15 protein-coding genes are annotated in these 18,431 nt (G+C 34.1%); 9 read left to right on the forward strand and 6 right to left on the reverse strand.

The genetic code is table 11. The annotated features are described in order from the left end of the window. Positions 1-33: 33 nt before the first annotated feature. The 5 genes from AC1EUU_RS05805 to AC1EUU_RS05825 all read left to right on the forward strand — a co-directional run bounded on the left by AC1EUU_RS05805 (position 34) and on the right by AC1EUU_RS05825 (position 4,934). Positions 34-606: a hypothetical protein gene (locus AC1EUU_RS05805; protein WP_480200440.1), complete on the forward strand. Its 573-nt coding sequence runs from the start codon at positions 34-36 to the stop codon at positions 604-606. Between the two features lie 114 nt (positions 607-720). Then, positions 721-1,182, forward strand: coding sequence for a (2Fe-2S)-binding protein (locus AC1EUU_RS05810; protein ID WP_480200441.1), 462 nt, complete (start codon positions 721-723; stop codon positions 1,180-1,182). Positions 1,183-1,193: 11 nt separating this feature from the next. After that, positions 1,194-3,416: a xanthine dehydrogenase family protein molybdopterin-binding subunit gene (locus AC1EUU_RS05815; RefSeq protein WP_480200442.1), complete on the forward strand. Its 2,223-nt coding sequence runs from the start codon at positions 1,194-1,196 to the stop codon at positions 3,414-3,416. Between the two features lie 63 nt (positions 3,417-3,479). After that, the gene (locus AC1EUU_RS05820; protein ID WP_480200443.1) at positions 3,480-4,337 is read left to right on the forward strand and encodes a fructosamine kinase family protein; all 858 of its coding nucleotides are present in this window, start codon (positions 3,480-3,482) and stop codon (positions 4,335-4,337) included. Positions 4,338-4,391: 54 nt separating this feature from the next. After that, entirely contained in the window at positions 4,392-4,934 is a 543-nt protein-coding gene (locus AC1EUU_RS05825) for a dihydrofolate reductase family protein (protein ID WP_480200444.1), read from the forward strand. Positions 4,935-4,991: 57 nt separating this feature from the next. Here the strand turns inward: AC1EUU_RS05825 and AC1EUU_RS05830 are convergent, their stop codons facing one another. The 3 genes from AC1EUU_RS05830 to AC1EUU_RS05840 all read right to left on the reverse strand — a co-directional run bounded on the left by AC1EUU_RS05830 (position 4,992) and on the right by AC1EUU_RS05840 (position 7,223). After that, positions 4,992-5,294, reverse strand: a complete 303-nt coding sequence (locus AC1EUU_RS05830) for a hypothetical protein (RefSeq protein WP_480200445.1) — start codon at positions 5,292-5,294, stop codon at positions 4,992-4,994. A gap of 62 nt (positions 5,295-5,356) precedes the next feature. Beyond that, the gene (locus AC1EUU_RS05835) at positions 5,357-6,250 is read right to left on the reverse strand and encodes a nuclear transport factor 2 family protein (RefSeq protein WP_480200446.1); all 894 of its coding nucleotides are present in this window, start codon (positions 6,248-6,250) and stop codon (positions 5,357-5,359) included. A gap of 94 nt (positions 6,251-6,344) precedes the next feature. Next, positions 6,345-7,223: a helix-turn-helix domain-containing protein gene (locus AC1EUU_RS05840; RefSeq protein ID WP_480200447.1), complete on the reverse strand. Its 879-nt coding sequence runs from the start codon at positions 7,221-7,223 to the stop codon at positions 6,345-6,347. An 83-nt stretch (positions 7,224-7,306) separates the two neighbouring features. On the opposite strand from AC1EUU_RS05840, the gene AC1EUU_RS05845 reads away from it, so the two are divergent. After that, positions 7,307-7,480, forward strand: a complete 174-nt coding sequence (locus AC1EUU_RS05845; protein ID WP_480200765.1) for a winged helix-turn-helix transcriptional regulator — start codon at positions 7,307-7,309, stop codon at positions 7,478-7,480. A gap of 61 nt (positions 7,481-7,541) precedes the next feature. Next, the gene (gene purL / locus AC1EUU_RS05850; RefSeq protein WP_480200448.1) at positions 7,542-11,231 is read left to right on the forward strand and encodes a phosphoribosylformylglycinamidine synthase; all 3,690 of its coding nucleotides are present in this window, start codon (positions 7,542-7,544) and stop codon (positions 11,229-11,231) included. 71 nt (positions 11,232-11,302) lie between these two features. Here purL and AC1EUU_RS05855 read toward each other — a convergent pair whose 3' ends face one another. Further along, a complete protein-coding gene (locus tag AC1EUU_RS05855; RefSeq protein WP_480200449.1) occupies positions 11,303-12,058 on the reverse strand; it encodes a head GIN domain-containing protein in 756 nt (251 codons plus the stop codon). A gap of 166 nt (positions 12,059-12,224) precedes the next feature. Between AC1EUU_RS05855 and AC1EUU_RS05860 the strand changes: the two genes are divergently transcribed. Next, a complete protein-coding gene (locus AC1EUU_RS05860; RefSeq protein ID WP_480200450.1) occupies positions 12,225-12,929 on the forward strand; it encodes a pentapeptide repeat-containing protein in 705 nt (234 codons plus the stop codon). On the opposite strand, the gene AC1EUU_RS05865 is transcribed toward AC1EUU_RS05860, so the two are convergent. After that, positions 12,926-13,960, reverse strand: coding sequence for a quinone-dependent dihydroorotate dehydrogenase (locus AC1EUU_RS05865; RefSeq protein WP_480200451.1), 1,035 nt, complete (start codon positions 13,958-13,960; stop codon positions 12,926-12,928). The genes AC1EUU_RS05860 and AC1EUU_RS05865 overlap by 4 nt on opposite strands. A 51-nt stretch (positions 13,961-14,011) precedes the next feature. Then, on the reverse strand, positions 14,012-16,441 hold the full coding sequence (gene pheT / locus AC1EUU_RS05870; protein WP_480200452.1) for a phenylalanine--tRNA ligase subunit beta: 2,430 nt from the start codon (positions 16,439-16,441) through the stop codon (positions 14,012-14,014). Between the two features lie 152 nt (positions 16,442-16,593). On the opposite strand from pheT, the gene AC1EUU_RS05875 reads away from it, so the two are divergent. Further along, the gene (locus AC1EUU_RS05875; RefSeq protein WP_480200453.1) at positions 16,594-18,363 is read left to right on the forward strand and encodes an AMP-dependent synthetase/ligase; all 1,770 of its coding nucleotides are present in this window, start codon (positions 16,594-16,596) and stop codon (positions 18,361-18,363) included. The last annotated feature ends 68 nt before the right edge of the window (positions 18,364-18,431 follow it).

An 18,431-nucleotide genomic window follows, 5' to 3' on the forward strand; every position in this document is an offset into this window, starting at 1 on the left:
CTATTGAGAACGTTACTAATAATTAAGTAAAAGATGAAAAAAACACTGATCTTTTCAGTTCTTATTCTTCTTTTAAGCTCCTCTTTTTCAATTACAAATAAAGACGAGTTTAAATTTAAAGTTGAATGGGCCAAGGTAAATAAATCACTTTGGTTACAACCTTATCGTTATGAAAATAAAGAATTAAGTAGCTTAACCGTTCGTGTAATTGTTGAGCCTACTACTAAGAATGAAGAATTAAACTTTAATCATTTATCACTTGTTGATGAAGTTAAAAAAACAAGAATTCGCCCTAGTGCTGCTCATTATATAAAAGGACGAGATAAAAAAGTATACATAAAGTCAAAAGCTGTTAATACAAATTATAATGCTTTTGAAGCTCATTCTCTTGAAGGATTTAAGAATCAACAAGAAAAAACTTACAAGCCAAATATTTTGGGCAAGAAAAAGAAAGGACAAGTTGCTTCAATTAAGTCAATAAAGAATGTGATTCTTAAATCTAAAGCTACTTATTTTATAGATTTCCCTGTTAACGGAGAATTTACCTACGGCAAGATATATTATCAAGATCAACCTATTGGTTTTGCTGCTGTAAAACAAAACTAACTTCTGTTTAGAATATTTCTAAATAAACATTTTTCACAAAAGTTTGCCAAAAGTTTAACACTTAAGCCAGTTACTTTTTTGTAATTTAATCAGGCAATTTTAAACTTCTCAAAAATGCCAAACTACAATCTCAATGTCAACGGAGAAACTTTATCTGTAAACGTTGACGCAGACACTCCTTTATTATGGGTTTTACGTGATGAGCTTAACTTAGTCGGTACTAAATTCGGCTGTGGCATCGCACAATGTGGAGCCTGTACTGTACATGTAGATGGACAAGCAACTAGAAGCTGTCAGCTACGTGTATCAAATCTTGATGGACTAAAAATTACCACTATTGAAGGACTTTCAGAGAATGGTGATCATCCATTGCAAGAAGCCTGGAAAGAAGTAGACGTACCGCAATGCGGTTACTGTCAAGCTGGTCAAATAATGACTGCAGCATCTTTTTTAAAGAATAATCCTAACCCTTCTTCCGAAGAAATACGTGAAGCCATGCATGGTAATATTTGCCGCTGTGCTTCTTACAATAGAATTGAAAAAGCCGTAGCAATAGCTGCTAAAAAAGTTTCTTAAAAATGAAGATCATGAAAACAGAACAAAATACACTTACCGTAAGTAGAAGAAACTTTTTAAGAACCTCGGCACTTGCCGGAGGGGGAATGCTCATTGGGTTTAACTTATTCACAGCTTGTAAGAATGAAGCATCGCTACCCAAAGAAGTAATAGATATTTCTAGCTTAAACTTTAACGATTTTAATGCTTTTATTAAGATTGCCGATAATGGCTATGTAACCATATATGCCCCAAACCCTGAGATTGGTCAAGGAGTAAAAACATCCATGCCCATGATTATTGCAGAAGAATTAGATGTTCCTTGGGATCATGTTGTAGTAGCGCAGGCAGATTATAATAAAAATGAATACACACGTCAGGTAGCTGGCGGTAGCCAATCTATTAGACAAGGGTGGGATGCATTACGTCAAACAGGCGCTACAACCAAGCAGATGTTGCTGAATGCTGCTGCCGCAAAATGGGGTGTTGATGCCAATACTTGTAAAGCTTCTGAAGGAGTGATCACCAATGCTAATGGTGATAAATTAGGTTATGGTGAAGTAGCTGTTGACGCCGCTGCTCTAGAAATTCCTGAAAATGTTGCTCTGAAAGATCCTAAAGATTATAAAATTATTGGCACCGATGCTACCAATGTTGATCTAGAAAAAATTGTTACAGGTAAACCGTTATTTGGTCTTGATTATAAAAAAGATGGAATGGTCTATGCTTCGGTTTTACGTCCGCCTGCATTTGGGCAAGAACTAGTTAGTTTTGACGATGCAGAGGCAAGAGCTGTAAACGGAGTTATTGATGTAATACGATTCGGAGGTAAAGCAAAATCTATTAGTGAACAAGTTGATCGTTTTACCATAGTTGCCGATAAAATTGCTGTTATTGCTACTAGTACATGGGCCGCTATGAAAGGAAAAAAGGCATTGAAAGCAGAGTGGAAAGCGGGTGGAAAACTAGAGAGCATTGCCGATCATAATAGAGAATTAGATAAAATTTTAGATAGCCCAAAACTAGAAGTTCGAAGAGAAGATGGTAATGTGAAAAAAGCTTTTGCTGAAGCAGATAAAGTAATTGCTCGAACCTATGAATCTCCTTTTTTGCCACATAACTGCTTAGAACCTATGAATTTTTATGCAGATGTAACTCCCGAAAAAATTCACTTAGTCGGTCCTATTCAAACACCTCAATGGACAGCCGGATATATAGCAAAAATGCTAGAGCGCCCTGAAGAAGATATTCATTTAGAAATGACTCGTATGGGTGGTGGATTTGGACGTAGGCTTTATGGAGATTTTGTAGTAGAGGCTACAGAAATTTCTGATATGGTTAAAAAACCAGTAAAAGTTGTTTTCTCTAGAGAAGATGATATGGCAGATGGTGTATATAGACCCGCAATTAAATATAGAATTGCCGCTTCACTTAAAGATGGTCAAATAACGGGTTATCACCTTAAAGAAGCAGCTATAAATTCAAATATGTATGGATTAATCCCACACTTTTTTCCAGCTGGATGTATTCCAAATTATAAGGTAGAAACTGATAGCTATCAAAGTAATATTACTACAGGTGCTTGGAGAGCTCCATATACGAATTTCCTTGCGTTTGCAGAGCAAAGTTTCTTCGATGAATTGGCTGAAGAATTAGAACAAGATCCGGTTCAACTAAGAATAGATCTTTTGCAAAATGTAAAAGGAACTACTGATGAAAATATTCAATATTCTGGTCAGCGCATGGAAGATACTATAAAGCTCTGTGCAGAAAAAGGAAAATGGGGTGATGCTCCAGAAGGTGTATACCAAGGCTTTTGTGCTTATTATAGCCATAATACGCACGTGGCAGAGCTTGCAGAAGTTGAAATGAAAGATGGAAAACCTGTTATTAAAAAAGTAGTAGCTGCTGTAGATTGTGGTATTGTGGTGAATCCAACCGGAGCTATTAATCAAGTTCAGGGTGGCGTGCTCGACGGTATAGGTCATGCCATGTATGGAGATCTTACTTTTGAAAATGGTAGGCCTTCGTCCGTGAATTTTGATAATTACCGATTAATACGAATGAATGAAACCCCGCAAGTAGAAGTATATTTCGTTGAAAATGGCCTCTCTCCTACCGGATTAGGTGAACCAGGATTACCGCCTGCAGGAGGTGCTATTGCCAACGCAATTAAAGCAGCTACAGGGCAACGTTTATTCAAACAACCATTTATTAAGCACTTAGATCAAGAGATTAAAGAAGTAAAAGTTTAATAAATCAACAATATCAAACTTGATAGACCAATGAGGTAAACTTCATTGGTTTATTTTTGTTTTATGGAAAAGCTCGTTCATTATATCTCAGAACTACTTAATGAGAAAATTAAATCTTACAAACCAATTTTGGGCGGCGATATCTCACGGGCTTTTTTATTAGAATCATCTCATCAGCGTTATTTTTTAAAGGTAAATTCAAGAAAAAATGCTCTTGAAATGTTTAAAGCTGAACAAAATGGTTTAGAAGAAATTCATAAAACAGGAAAAATTGCCGTCCCTAATATTTTCCTCATTGACAAGTTAAATAGCAGCGCTTTTTTACTACTGGAATATATTGAGCCTAAAAATCCTGACGAAAAAGATTTTGAAATCTTAGGATCTCAACTAGCAGAATTACATCAAGTGTCTTCAGAAAAGCATGGTTTTCGAAAAGATAATTTTATTGGTAGTTTGCCTCAACGTAATAATAATCATACCACTTGGACCAACTTTTATATTAATGAACGGCTAATTCCACAATTTCAAATGGCAGTTTCAAATGGTTTATTACATCAAAATGAAATTCCTGATAAAGAATCTATGGAACCTATCTTAAAAAAGCTTTTTAAAAATATAAAACCATCTTTACTTCATGGTGATCTTTGGAGTGGTAATTATTTAATTGCATTAGATGGTACGCCTTATTTGATCGATCCAGCAGTTTATTATGGACATAGCGAAATTGACATTGCCATGAGCAAACTCTTTGGTGGTTTTTCTAAATCCTTTTACAAAGCTTATAATGAAATAATTCCTTCAACGCCTAAAACTACTGTCAGATTAGAACTATATCAACTCTATTACTTATTGGTACATTTAAACCTGTTCGGAAGCACTTACGCTAGTTCTGTAAAGCGAATTATTAGTAAGTACTTATAAATGTTCTAGACAGATGTCATCATTATGTCTTATTCAATTCTTAACTTTGAGTCTATGGCAACAAAAAACAAGGTATTTATCGCAACAAGCCTAGATGGTTATATCGCCGATAAAAATGGTGGAATCGATTGGCTAGATGAAATCCCTGAAATCAACAGTATTGACGCAGGTTATGAGGCATTTACGAAAGATATCGATGCCTTAGTAATGGGGCGTACTACGTTCGAAACTGTTTTAGGTTTTGGTATTGAATGGCCTTACAAAAAGCCCGTTTTTGTTTTGAGCAGCACTTTAAAAGAAGCACCTGAAGATTTAATTAATAAGGTATTTTTGGTTAACGGAAGCCTTCAAGAAGTATTAAAAACTATCCACAGTAAAGGATACTATCAATTGTATATTGATGGTGGAAGGGTGATTCAAAGTTTTTTAAATGAAGACTTGATTGATGAAATGGTAATTACAATAATTCCTACCCTATTGGGAGGCGGCTCTCCTTTATTTGGTGAATTATCCAAAAAACTCCATTTTGAGTGTATATCTTCTAAAATATATCTAAATGCCATTGTTCAAAATCATTTTATGAGAAAAAGGAATTAAAAAATCCTGCTCTCGAGCATTTTCGAAAACAGGATTCAATGTATAAAACTAGATTGTTTATTTAATGGTATATCGTGCCATTTTCATTGAACTACCGTCAATCATATTGGTAAATTCAACCAGAGAGCTATCTTGCATGAATTTCTTCATAGAAGCTTCGGCATCAGCGCTAGTTTCCCAATACACCACAACCAACACCTCGTTTTTGTCATTAGAATAGCCACTTTCTCGACGTATAAATCCCGGTTGCTTGCTCGTATAATTTTCCTGAATCTTAGCATCCTCTTTCCAAAAGTCATCGATATTTACAGAAGGTTTGTATTTAAAAGTAGTAATCTCTACAACATGTGACTTATCCATGGTTTTCGTCTTTTTTTGGCATCCAAAAAGTGTCATGCAGATTAAAATAAAAAGGCATTTTTTCATTCGTTTGGGAAATTAAACTTACCATTTTTATTCTTCCAAGTATCTTTAGGTGCAATGGTTTCCATAACATCCCAGTGCTCAACTATTTTTCCATTTTCTACTCTAAATAAATCATAGTAAGAAGTTGGTTTATCTGCAAACGTTCCTTCACTTATTGATAAAACGAAATTACCTTCACCTAATACTTTATGCGTTGTATTATATACCATAGAAATTCCTTGCTTCGCCATACCTTCCAGTGCTTTTCCTAAACCATATAGACCATCAGCAATAGCAGGGTTATGTTGAATATAATTGGCTTCCCCCGCATCTATAAAGTTGCCGATCTTGTCCATTTCTCCTTTCATTAAAATTGTAGTGATAAAGTCACTAACCAATGCTTTATTGGTTGTCGTCTTATCTAAATCTTTAACCTCAGTGGCGCCATCTGTTTGCGTATGTCCGCTTGGATTAGCGGGTTGTATATCAATTAAGTTATCCCAATGCTCTACAATTTTTCCGTTTTCAAATCTAAAAACATCAAATCCGATTTTTGGTCCGAAGAAATCGTAAATTGTTTGTGTGAATACATAATCACCATCTTCAAAAGAACGCACTACTTTAGCTTTGAATCCTCCTTCGGGAGCATTTTGTATAACTTCTCCAAAACCAGCCATACCATCACCAACGGCTAAATTGTGCTGAATATATTTGTTAGGGTTAATGTATCCCACTGGTTCTTTGGCTCCTGTTTCGAGACTTTCTAATAAAGCAACTGCCTTTTCTTTGTTCGATAATTCCATTGTTTCTTCAGTTTTTTGTTTTACTTCTTGAACTTCTTTTTGTTCCTTTTTTTCTGTTTTGCAAGCAACTATTAATAGTACCGCAAAAGCTATTACAGTTTGTTTCATATCGGTTTAATTTTCTATTGCAAATTTACTTTTGAAACTAGTGTGTAGAAAGGTAAAAAGCATTCAAAAAATGGTAAATATCGAACCTTAATAATTATTTATGCAGTTTTTTAAAGCTATTAGGGGTAAATCCTGTATGTTTTTTAAAGTATTTTATAAAATTAGTCGGCTCTTCAAAACCCACTAAATATGCCAGTTCAGAGCTTTTAATTTCAGAATTTATAAGTTTTCTTTTGGCTTCGAGGATAACAAATTCATCTATAAATTGTTTGGCAGTGATATCAACTACTTCCTTACAAATACTATTTAAATGCTTATATGTAATATTCAATTTTTCTGCATAGAAATCTGCATTTCTACTCTTTTGATATGATTCTTCAAGCAAGGTTTTAAATTTTAAAAATGCTTCTAATCTTACAGACTCCTTTAAATAAAATGTTTGTTGCTTCTTTAGATTCTCAAGTTTAGAAAAGATAATATTAAATAAATAGTTAATAATATTTACTTTATTAAAAGCATTAATTTCATTATAGAATTCATTGAAAAAAAGCGTTATGTATGTGCCAACATTGTAATTTTCTGGCACTTGAATTTTTGGCGAGAACATATGAGATGAAAAGAGTCGAACAATGGCTTGTTTAGGCAATTTATTTAACTGTTGTTCGAAATAACGTTCGGTGAAAAGAATCATAAATCCTTTAAGTCCTTCCGTAAATTTAAACGCATTTATTTGCCCTTTTGGTACATAAATAACAGAATTTTTTTGAACACTGTGCCAAACAAAATCTACCAGGTGCTTACTCTTACCAGCGGTGTAGTATACAATAATATTAAAGGCCAATTGATGTGCTTTTTCAGAATCATGATCAATTGTGTCCTTTCTTTGAATTAGATTTTCAAGTGAAATAATTTCTATTCCATTAATCTCTTTATAACTAGACTCAAAGACTATATTTGGAATAACCTTTTGCATTTAAACTTCAATTTATATGCAATATAAGTTAGTTATTTCAATATTTTTTCTGTTTGATTTATTAATGAAATCAAGATAAACTAATTTCAGAAAAAGTATCTATAAAAAAACCGCCGCTAAAAGTAGAATATGCACTCACTTCATTTGGTCAAAGTTTGACGCCTGTTTTAACATCAATTGCTGAATGGGATGCTATAGTAGCAAAAGAAAAAGGGGGCTTTGTTCATCAAGAAATTAAAACCGTTAATAAATCGTAATAAATCTACGCCATCAAATCATCAAAATATGTATTTTTGTGCTTTCAAAAAACACAACTAAATGATTCACTTTTTTGGGGATGTAAACAGCAAGATTTATGCTGTGCAAGCCACATCAGAATTCTCAAACAATACAGAAGAAAAATTAATATGGTTGTTCGGCAACCAACCTAAGATAAACACGGCGTCTCTTGACGCCTTTTTTGTTGGACCTCGTAAGGCAATGATTACACCTTGGAGCACGAATGCCGTAGAGATCACGCAGAACATGGGTATTCAAGGAATCATTCGTATTGAAGAATTTAAATCGGTCTCAAAAGATTTTTCTGATTATGACCCTATGATCTCAGAAAAATATGATGGATTAGATCAAGATTCATTCACTATTGATATTCAACCTGAACCTATTATAGAAATAGCTAATATTGCTGCCTATAATGAACAAGAAGGTTTGGCTCTTAGTGATGATGAAATTGACTATTTAGATAATGTTTCAAAAAAAATAGGCAGAAAGCTTACAGATTCTGAAGTATTTGGATTTTCGCAAGTAAATTCTGAGCACTGTCGCCATAAAATATTTAATGGTACCTTCATTATAGATGGACAAGAAAAGTCTACTTCCCTTTTTAAACTGATTAAAGAAACATCAAAGAAACATCCTAATGATATAGTTTCGGCTTATAAAGATAATGTAGCTTTTATAAAGGGGCCAAAAGTAACGCAATTTGCTCCTAAGCGCCCAGACCTTCCTGATTACTATAGAACAGAAGATTTCGAATCTGTTATTTCGCTAAAAGCAGAAACTCATAATTTTCCAACTACAGTTGAGCCTTTTAATGGTGCCGCCACTGGTTCGGGAGGTGAGATTCGAGATCGTTTAGCAGGAGGAAAAGGAGCCATTCCCCTGGCAGGAACTGCTGTATATATGACTTCGTATTCTCGTTTAGAAGAAAATCGCCCATGGGAACGTGCAATGGACGCGCGCAAATGGTTATATCAAACCCCCATAGACATTTTAATAAAGGCTTCTAATGGTGCTTCAGATTTTGGAAATAAATTCGGGCAACCATTAATTTGTGGATCATTATTAACATTTGAGCATAAAGAAGAGGCTCGGAAACTAGGATTCGACAAGGTAATAATGCTTGCCGGTGGAATTGGTTATGGTAAAGCCAACCAAGCAATTAAAGATATTCCGAAGGAAGGTGACAAGGTTGTTTTATTAGGTGGTGAAAACTATAGAATTGGTATGGGAGGCGCGGCCGTATCTTCTGCAGATACCGGAGAATTTTCAACTGGTATTGAGCTGAACGCCGTTCAACGTTCAAATCCCGAAATGCAAAAAAGAGCTGCGAACGCAGTACGTGGCATGGTAGAAAGTGAAGAGAATTTTATTGTTTCTATTCACGATCATGGTGCGGGCGGTCACCTAAATTGTTTATCTGAATTAGTTGAAGATACGGGTGGAACTATTGATTTAGACAAATTACCCGTCGGTGATCCTACACTATCTGACAAAGAGATTATTGGCAATGAGTCTCAAGAACGTATGGGACTTGTAATTTCTAATGAACATATTAAGACTTTAGAAAAAATAGCCGAACGCGAGCGTTCTCCTATGTATACGGTTGGTGATGTAACAGGAAACAATCGATTTTGTTTTGAGTCAAAAAGCAAGGGCAATAAACCCATGGATTTGGCACTAGAAGATATGTTCGGAAGCTCTCCTAAAACCATTATGAATGATCAAACGATCATCAGAAATTATGATCAAGTTTCATATACCAATGATAAATTTCACACTTATTTAGAACAGGTTTTACAGTTAGAAGCAGTAGCATGTAAAGATTGGTTAACAAATAAAGTGGATCGATGCGTTGGAGGCCGGGTAGCTAAGCAACAATGTGTTGGTTCTTTACAGTTACCTTTGAATAATGTTGGTGTTATGGCACTAGATTTTAATGGAAAAGAAGGGATCGCAACTTCTATAGGTCATTCACCAATTTCAGGACTGATAGACCCCATTGCAGGAAGTAGAAATTCTATAACCGAAGCTTTAACGAATATTATATGGGCTCCGCTTAAAGATGGGCTTCAGTCTATCTCATTATCAGCAAACTGGATGTGGCCTTGTAAGAATGAAGGAGAAGATGCGAGGCTCTATGAAGCTGTAAAAGCATGTTCAGAATTTGCAATTGAATTAGGAATCAATATTCCAACGGGTAAAGATTCTCTTTCAATGAAGCAAAAGTATCCAAATGAGGAAGTTATAGCTCCTGGTACAGTCATTATCTCCGCAGGTGCCAATTGTAATGATATAACAAAAGTGGTAGAACCTGTATTTAAAGTAGACAACGGCCCTGTTTATTATATCAACATATCAAAAGATGATTTTAAGTTAGGTGGAAGTTCATTTGCTCAAATTGTAAATAAAATTGGTAATGAGACACCTAACGTTAAGAATGCTAATTACACAAAATCGGTATTTAATACGATCCAACAGCTAATAAAAGAAGATAGAATTGTTGCGGGTCATGATGTTGCTTCAGGCGGACTAATTACTACCCTACTTGAATTGTCTTTTGCAGAGGTTAATGTAGGTGCCAATATTGATCTATCCGCATTAAACGAATCTGACAGCATAAAACTTCTTTTTGCTGAAAATGCCGGAATCGTATTTCAAGCAACAGATACATCTGTTGAACATCTATTATCATCGAATTCTGTTGAATTCTTCAAAATAGGAACTGTAACAGAAAGTGATCGATTAAATATTAAGAATGGATCAGATGCTTTCGCCCTATCAATTTCTGAATTAAGAGATACATGGTACAAAACCTCTTACTTTTTAGACGATAAACAAACTGCGAACGAATTAGCAAAAGATCGTTTTGAAAATTATAAGAACCAACCATTAAACTATAAGTTTCCAGAACATTTTACGGGTAAAATTACTGACGTTTTTTCCGGTGGAATAAATCAAACCAATAACAGCAAAAAACGGCCTAAAGCAGCTATTATTCGTGAAAAAGGAAGTAATTCTGAACGCGAAATGGCAAACGCCATGTACTTAGCAGGCTTTGATGTAAAAGATGTACATATGACCGATTTGATCTCTGGACGTGAAACTTTAGAAGACATTCAATTTATTGGTGCCGTTGGTGGTTTTTCAAATTCAGATGTATTAGGCTCAGCCAAAGGATGGGCAGGTGCATTCTTATATAACGAAAAAGCCAATGTCGCCCTAAAAAGATTCTTTGAACGGGAAGATACGCTCTCTGTAGGGATTTGCAATGGCGCTCAGTTATGGATGGAGTTAGAGTTAATTAATCCGGATCATAAAATACATGGTAAACTCACGTATAATGATTCTGGAAAACATGAAAGTGCTTTTACTTCAGTGAAAGTTCTAGATACTAATTCTATAATGTTATCGTCTTTAGCCGGAAGCACCTTAGGTGTTTGGATTTCACATGGTGAAGGGAAATATAAGCTTCCAGAAGAAGAAGGAAATTATAATATCTGTGCTAAGTACTCCTATGAAGGCTATCCTCATAATCCAAATGGTTCTGACTACAATACAGCTATGATGTGCGATAAGACAGGACGTCATTTAGTAACAATGCCGCATATTGAACGCTCAACGTTCCAGTGGAACTGGGCGCATTATCCTGATACTAGAAAAGATGAGGTTTCACCTTGGTTAGAGGCATTTGTTAATGCAAGAAAGTGGATAGAAAACAAGAGCTAGTAGAGCAATAACTCAATAAAAAACGGCTATAGAAAATTCTATAGCCGTTTTTTATTTATAACTATATAATATTATTCACTAACGCTTGTTATTGTAGATTCACCAATTACAATTCCTTTTTTAAGGTCTGGATTACCTTTATAAAGAATGCTCGCTTCACCATATGAGGTTACCTTTAATCTATCTGACACATTCAATTGATAGGTTCCCTCGCCATATGCAACTATCTTAGCCTGTTTTGTTTTCACATTCAAAGCTCTTATTTTACTTGATCCGTAAGCCGTTATCTTTTGATTCATGATACTGCCCGCATCTATTACCAAATGGCTCTCCCCAAAAATAGCAACTCTCAAATCATTAAGCTTCGCTTTCTTCACCAAAACTTCAGATTCACCATATATTCTCATTGCACATTCATCTTGATCAAGTGGACTTTCAAAAGTTATCTTTTCTTCTCCTCTCAGCGAAAATACATTCACATCGGTATAAGTAACCTTAATTTTAGCCACAGTATTTTTATAAATGGGTACTTTATGTTTGTAGTCTCCATGCTTATACTTTTCGTGCTTAGTTACTGTTTTTGCTCCTTCTAGATATACCTGAAGTGTTTTATTGACAATTTCGTAGTTGAATTTCTCAATAGGAACTATAATTTCTTGAACTTCAATTTTTGGTGTATCCCCTTGAACAAATTCTACTTCTAAATGAGGACTCACAATAATTTTATCAAAATCATCGGTAAGTGTAATTACTTTTTCCTGAGCAACAGCTGTATAAATAGCACTGAATGCTAAGAATAAAATTGTTAATTGTAAACGTAGTTTCATCGTACTTTTTATTATAGTTTTTAATGGTTTTATTGTATAGACATCTATTATTAATAATTGTTACAGTTTTACTATTGGCTGCCTCTGTATAAAATATAAAAAAACTGTAACAGTTTTTATTTTATGTAGTCTTAATAGTATAATAATACTACAAAAACTACCAATCATGAATAAACTTTTAACTTTTGTTTTTATCTTATCTCTTTCATTAAGTGCATCGGCACAACGCACCGTAAGTGCTTCGAAAATTTTGAAAGATATTAAAGCCGGAAAATCAGTTTCTTATGAAAATGTAACCATCACCGGAACGCTTGATATGACCTTTATGGATGAAAAACTACCAGATTTGCCTAAAAAGCATAAATGGTACAAGAATGGAGGTAGTAATACCATAAAAGAAACCATTGAAGGAAAAATCTCTTTTGTAAACTGCGTATTTGAAGATGATGTATTAGCTTATTTTCATGACGAGTACAGTAAATATACATTTGTAGCAAATTTTGAAAACGATGTACGTTTTAAAAACTGTGAGTTTAAAAGGAATGCTATGTTTAAATATTCTGCCTTTGAACGTACAGCCAATTTCTCAGGATCAAAATTCTTAAGAGAATCAACATTTAAATATGCTAAGTTTGATACACATGCTGGTTTTTCTGATACCCTTTTTGAAGAGTATGCCACTTTTAAATACACAAAGTTCAAAGATGGTGTTTCTTTTAATAATGCTAGATTTGAAGAAGATCTTAATTTAAAATATACAAAAGTAAGAGGTGATTTTAATATTAAAGGAATGAAAGTTGCCCATGATATCAATTCAAAGTATACTGATATTAATGGAGATGGGTTATCTAAATACCTTCTAAATAATTAATTGAGCAAAGCCTTGTTAATTTGCTTAACAAGGCGTGGTCCTTTATATATAAAGCCTGTGTAGATTTGAACTAAATCTGCGCCGGCTTTAATTTTTTCTAAGGCATCTTCTGCAGAATGAATACCTCCAACACCGATAATAGGAAATGCTTTATTAGATTTTTCTGATAAAAAACGAATAACCTCAGTTGATCTTTTTGTTAACGGTTCTCCGCTTAAGCCACCCGTTTCTTTTTTATTCTCAGATTGTAAGTCGTTACGAGTAATGGTAGTATTCGTTGCAATAACACCATCAATCTTTGTGCTCTTAACAATGTCTATAATATCTAGTAATTGCTCCTCATTAAGATCTGGTGCAATTTTTAATAAGATAGGTTTCATTGTTCTTAGCGCACTATTATCTGTCATCTTTTTATTCTCGATTTGCAAAGCATTCAACAATTTTGTTAAAGGCTCTTTATCTTGCAATTCGCGTAAGTTAGGTGTGTTAGGAGAGCTTACATTTACTACAAAATAATCTACATAATCGTAGAGATCATTAAAGCTTAGCAAATAATCTTCTACAGCTTCACTATTTGGAGTGATTTTATTTTTCCCAATATTTCCACCAATTAAAATTGTTCCTTTTCTATTCTTTAAACGTCTACAGATAATATCAAGGCCATCATTATTAAAGCCCATTCTGTTAATAATAGCTTGATCTTGTTTTAAGCGAAAAAGTCTTTTTTTAGGATTTCCTTCTTGAGGTTTAGGCGTTACTGTTCCTATTTCAATAAAACCAAATCCAAAATTTGGAAGCTCATCAATTAGCAATGCATTTTTATCAAAACCTGCAGCTAAACCAACCGGATTCTTAAATGTTAATCCAAATAGTTTCCGCTCTAATTTCTCATCATTTACGCGATAAAAACTTCTTGTAAGTGATGAAACAAACGGTAGTTTAAATCCTAGCTTTAAGAACGAAAAAGTAAAATGATGTACTTTTTCTGGGTCAAAAAGAAATAAAAATGGCCTGATAATGGTTTGGTACATAGTTCTTTATGGTTACTCTTTTAGAAAAATAACGAGCATTAAAACGAAACTTTATCTTAGTTTAGCGTTAAAATTACGCTCAAAAACTTGCTGCAATTTTTGCATCACCTTATCGATCTGTTTATCATTTAAGGTTTTATACTCATCTTGTAATACAAAACTCAACGCATACGATTTTTTACCTTTAGGTAAATTTTCACCTTCATACACATCAAATAGATCTACAGATTTTAATAACTGCTTTTCTGTTTGCAATGCTGCAGTATATAATTCTTTAAATGAAACCGAATCATCTAAAAGTAAAGCTAAATCTCTCTTTACTTCAGGAAATTTAGGTAGATCTTTAACTTTTATTGATTTGTTGCCAATTACTTTTAAAATTGTATTCCAGTTAAAATCTGCAAAAAGTACTTCTTGTTTAATCCCGAATTCTTTTAAAATTGAACGTTTTACAACACCGAACTCAACTAATTGCGTTTTACCTTGTTTAAAAGATAATCCTTCAGAAAAAATATCATTCTTGGTTGGTGCAGATTTTACCCCATTGATTCCGAGTCTTTGAACAATACTACCTAAAACGCCCTTTAAATAGAAAAAATCAGATGTCTTAGCTGTTGCGCCCCAATCATTTTTAGTTCTGTTTCCAGTTACTGTGAGGGTTAGGCGCTTATCTTCATTATATCCACGTTCATATTTATGATAGGTGTTTCCAAACTCAAAGAATTTTAAACGTGCATTCTTTCTGTTTATATTATAAGCTATGGCCTCTAACCCGCTAAAAAGTAACGACTGTCGCATTACGGAAAGATCAATACTTAAGGGATTTAGCATCTCAACATTATGTTCTGTCTTAAGAAGCTCTGATAATTCAACATACTCAGGTTTCGTTAATGAATTAGCCATCATTTCATTAAAACCTAAAGAAACCAGTTGATCAGAAACCAAGTTTTGTATTTTATCGGCATTTATCTTATTAGAATATGATATTGAAGTATTCATTTTAGGTGATGTGGCAATATTATTATAACCATAAACCCTTAAGATCTCTTCAACAATATCTGCTTCCCGAGTTACGTCTACTCTATATGCCGGAATGGTTAGACCCAACCCCGTTTCGGTTTGATTATTAATTTTAATATCTAATGAAGCCAATATATTTTTAATAGTATCTTGTGGAAGCTCTTCACCTATTAGTTTAAAAGCGCTTTCATACGATAAGTGTACTTGATGGTCTTCAATCTTCTCAGGATAAATATCAATTACATCAGAAGTAATCTTGGCACCCGCAATTTCTTCAATCAATAAAGCTGCTCTTTTCAAGGCATATTCTGTGATGTTAGGATCAATACCTCGCTCAAAACGAAATGAAGCATCTGTATTCAATCCATGGCGTTTCGCTGTTTTACGAATCGAAACCGGATTAAAATACGCTGCTTCCAAGAAAATAGAAGTTGTATCTTTAGTTACTCCAGAATCAATACCTCCAAAAACGCCTCCAATACACATCGGATTTAATTCACCATCGCAGATCATAATATCTTCTTCATGCAATTCGCGCTCTACCTCATCTAATGTCTTAAATTTTATACCTGCTGGCAGTGTTTTTACAACAATCTTACCTCCTTTAATCTTAGCAGCATCAAAAGCGTGTAGAGGCTGACCTAATTCATGCAATACGTAATTGGTAATGTCAACAACATTGTTTATTGGGCTTAATCCAATAGCTTTTAATCGGTCTTGAATCCATTGTGGTGAATCTTCAACCTTAATATCTGTAATGGTAACTCCGGCGTAACGTGGTATTAAACTATGATCTTCTACCTCAGCATCAATTTTAAGGGTTCTTACATCAACATCGAAATTACTTACCGAAGGTGTAATTAACTCTAAATCAACATCTTGCTGTTGTAGCCCGGCTTTAAGATCACGAGCAACTCCAAAATGACTCATGGCATCTGCTCTGTTTGGAGTTAAGCCAATTTCAAAAACTTCATCAGTAGTAATATTAAATACTTCAGCGGCGGTTTTACCAACTTCCATATTTTCATTTAATACCATAATTCCATCGTGGTTTTCACCCAAACCAAGCTCATCTTCAGCACAAATCATTCCATGACTTTCTTCTCCTCGTATCTTTCCTTTTTTAATCTTGAACTCATTGCCTTCTTTATCATATAACAAGGTACCAATAGTTGCTACAGGAACTTTTTGTCCAGCCGATACATTCGGTGCACCACAGACAATTTGAACCGGTTCTCCATTTCCTAAATCTACAGTTGTTACTTTCAATCTATCTGCATTTGGGTGCTGCTCGCAAGTTAGTACTTCACCGACAACCACACCTTTTAAGCTTCCTTTTATAGATTCAACCGTTTCAATACCTTCTACCTCCAGACCTAAATCGGTTAATAACTCTCCTGTCTTTTCAGAAGGCCAGTCTAACTTTAAAAATTGTTGTAACCAATTGTATGATATTTTCATTCAGATTTCTTTTTAAAGTGTGCAAAGATACATAATAGAATCGAGTTGTTTAAGAAATGATTTTATAGAACCTCGAGTGTTTACCGGCCGATGAACGGGTTTCTATAATTCGTTAAATTTTATTACTTTGCATTGCTCGAAATTTATGATTTATGACCCCAGAAGTTACACGATTATTTGATTTTCCGTATTATCAACTTGCCAAATTTAACCTTCAAAAATCATTGACCACAAAATATGATGGTAAATGGATTTCAATTTCTACGCAAGAATATATAGACCAGGCAAATGCCATTAGTAGAGGATTATTGCGTTTAGGAGTTAAAAAAAATGACAAAATAGCGGTAATTTCTACTACAAATAGAACCGAATGGAACGTTTGTGATATTGGAATCTTACAAACAGGTGCTCAAAATGTACCAATTTATCCAACCATATCTAAAGAAGATTATGAATATGTTTTAAATCATTCTGAGGCCACGTATTGTTTTGTTTCAGACGAGGCTATTCTTGAAAAACTAAATCAAATTAAAAGAAACACGAAACTTAAAGGAGTTTATACTTTTAATGAAATTGAAGGGGAAAAGAATTGGAAAGAAGTTTTGGAGTTGGGAGAAGATACGAGCAATCAAGATGTAGTTGATGATAGAAAAGATGCGGTTGTACCAGATGATTTGGCAACACTTATTTATACCTCGGGTACTACAGGTAGACCAAAAGGTGTAATGCTTTCACATAATAATATTGTTTCTAACGTAATTAACTCAGAAAAAAGGGTGCCTCTTGATTATGGCAATGCAAAAGGGCTTAGTTTCTTACCTATTTGCCATATTTTTGAGCGCATGATTCTTTATTTATATCAATATTGTGGGGTAGAAATTTACTTTGCCGAAGCTATTGATAAGCTGAGTGATAATGCCAAAGAAGTGAAGCCACATGTTATGACGGCAGTTCCAAGGCTTTATGAAAAAATCTATGATAAAATTTATGCTAAGGGTGAAGAGCTAAGTGGCATTAAGAAAAAATTATTCTTTTGGGCGATTGACTTAGGCTTAAAATATAAACCTTATGGTGAAAATGGTTGGTGGTATGAGAAACAACTAGGTATGGCGCGTAAGCTCATTTTTTCTAAGTGGCGAGAAGCATTGGGTGGTGAATTAAAATTAATGGTTTCGGGTAGTGCAGCTTTACAACCTAGATTAACAAAAGTTTTTGCGGCAGCCGGAATGCCTATTATGGAAGGTTATGGCTTAACCGAAACTTCGCCGGTAGTTTCTGTAAACGACCAAAGAAATGGTGGTTTTAGAATAGGTACTGTAGGAAAAGTGATTGATGGCGTTGAAGTAAAAATTGCTGAAAATGATGAAATACTTGTGAAAGGGCCGAATATTATGCAAGGATATTATAAAGACCCAGAAAAGAGTGCAGAAGTATTAAAAGATGGATACTTTCATACTGGTGATAAAGGAAAAATTGAAGATGGTTTCTTAAAAATTACCGGACGTATTAAGGAAATGTTTAAAACATCTGGTGGAAAGTATGTTATACCTCCATTATTAGAAGGAGAGTTTAAGCAATCGTTATTTATTGAACAAATAATGGTAGTTGGAGAAGGTGAGAAAATGCCAGCTGCGCTAATTCAACCTAATTTTGAATTTATAAAAGAATGGAGTCAAAAAGAAGGAGTTGAAGTTGGAACCAACAATGAAGAAATAATTACTTCTGAAATTATCATTAATAAGATACAAGAAGAAGTTTTTGCTTGTAATGAGAAATTTGGTAAATGGGAGCAAATTAAGCGTTTTGAATTAACTCCTAAAGTATGGAGTATTGATGGTGGCGAGCTTACCCCTACTATGAAAATGAAACGAAAAGTTATTAAAGAAATCTATAAGGATCTTTATGATAAAATTTATAGTTAATTAAGACAGTTTCCTTTCTAACAATCTGATTTAACCAATTTTACAACTACATCTTGCAGTAGGTATTG

The sequence above is a fragment of the Maritimimonas sp. 2205BS37-2 genome, from assembly GCF_056591755.1.

Excerpts from the sequence above, each read along its gene's own strand:
- AC1EUU_RS05825 (WP_480200444.1), top strand. The coding sequence starts at position 4,392 with ATGGCAACAAAAAACAAGGTATTTATCGCAACAAGCCTAGATGGTTAT.
- AC1EUU_RS05855 (WP_480200449.1), bottom strand. The coding sequence starts at position 12,058 with ATGAAACTACGTTTACAATTAACAATTTTATTCTTAGCATTCAGTGCT.
- AC1EUU_RS05815 (WP_480200442.1), top strand. The coding sequence starts at position 1,194 with ATGAAAACAGAACAAAATACACTTACCGTAAGTAGAAGAAACTTTTTA.
- AC1EUU_RS05830 (WP_480200445.1), bottom strand. The coding sequence starts at position 5,294 with ATGGATAAGTCACATGTTGTAGAGATTACTACTTTTAAATACAAACCT.
- purL (WP_480200448.1), top strand. The coding sequence starts at position 7,542 with ATGATTCACTTTTTTGGGGATGTAAACAGCAAGATTTATGCTGTGCAA.
- AC1EUU_RS05840 (WP_480200447.1), bottom strand. The coding sequence starts at position 7,223 with ATGCAAAAGGTTATTCCAAATATAGTCTTTGAGTCTAGTTATAAAGAG.
- AC1EUU_RS05835 (WP_480200446.1), bottom strand. The coding sequence starts at position 6,250 with ATGAAACAAACTGTAATAGCTTTTGCGGTACTATTAATAGTTGCTTGC.
- AC1EUU_RS05860 (WP_480200450.1), top strand. The coding sequence starts at position 12,225 with ATGAATAAACTTTTAACTTTTGTTTTTATCTTATCTCTTTCATTAAGT.
- pheT (WP_480200452.1), bottom strand. The coding sequence starts at position 16,441 with ATGAAAATATCATACAATTGGTTACAACAATTTTTAAAGTTAGACTGG.
- AC1EUU_RS05805 (WP_480200440.1), top strand. The coding sequence starts at position 34 with ATGAAAAAAACACTGATCTTTTCAGTTCTTATTCTTCTTTTAAGCTCC.
- AC1EUU_RS05810 (WP_480200441.1), top strand. The coding sequence starts at position 721 with ATGCCAAACTACAATCTCAATGTCAACGGAGAAACTTTATCTGTAAAC.
- AC1EUU_RS05875 (WP_480200453.1), top strand. The coding sequence starts at position 16,594 with ATGACCCCAGAAGTTACACGATTATTTGATTTTCCGTATTATCAACTT.
- AC1EUU_RS05820 (WP_480200443.1), top strand. The coding sequence starts at position 3,480 with ATGGAAAAGCTCGTTCATTATATCTCAGAACTACTTAATGAGAAAATT.
- AC1EUU_RS05865 (WP_480200451.1), bottom strand. The coding sequence starts at position 13,960 with ATGTACCAAACCATTATCAGGCCATTTTTATTTCTTTTTGACCCAGAA.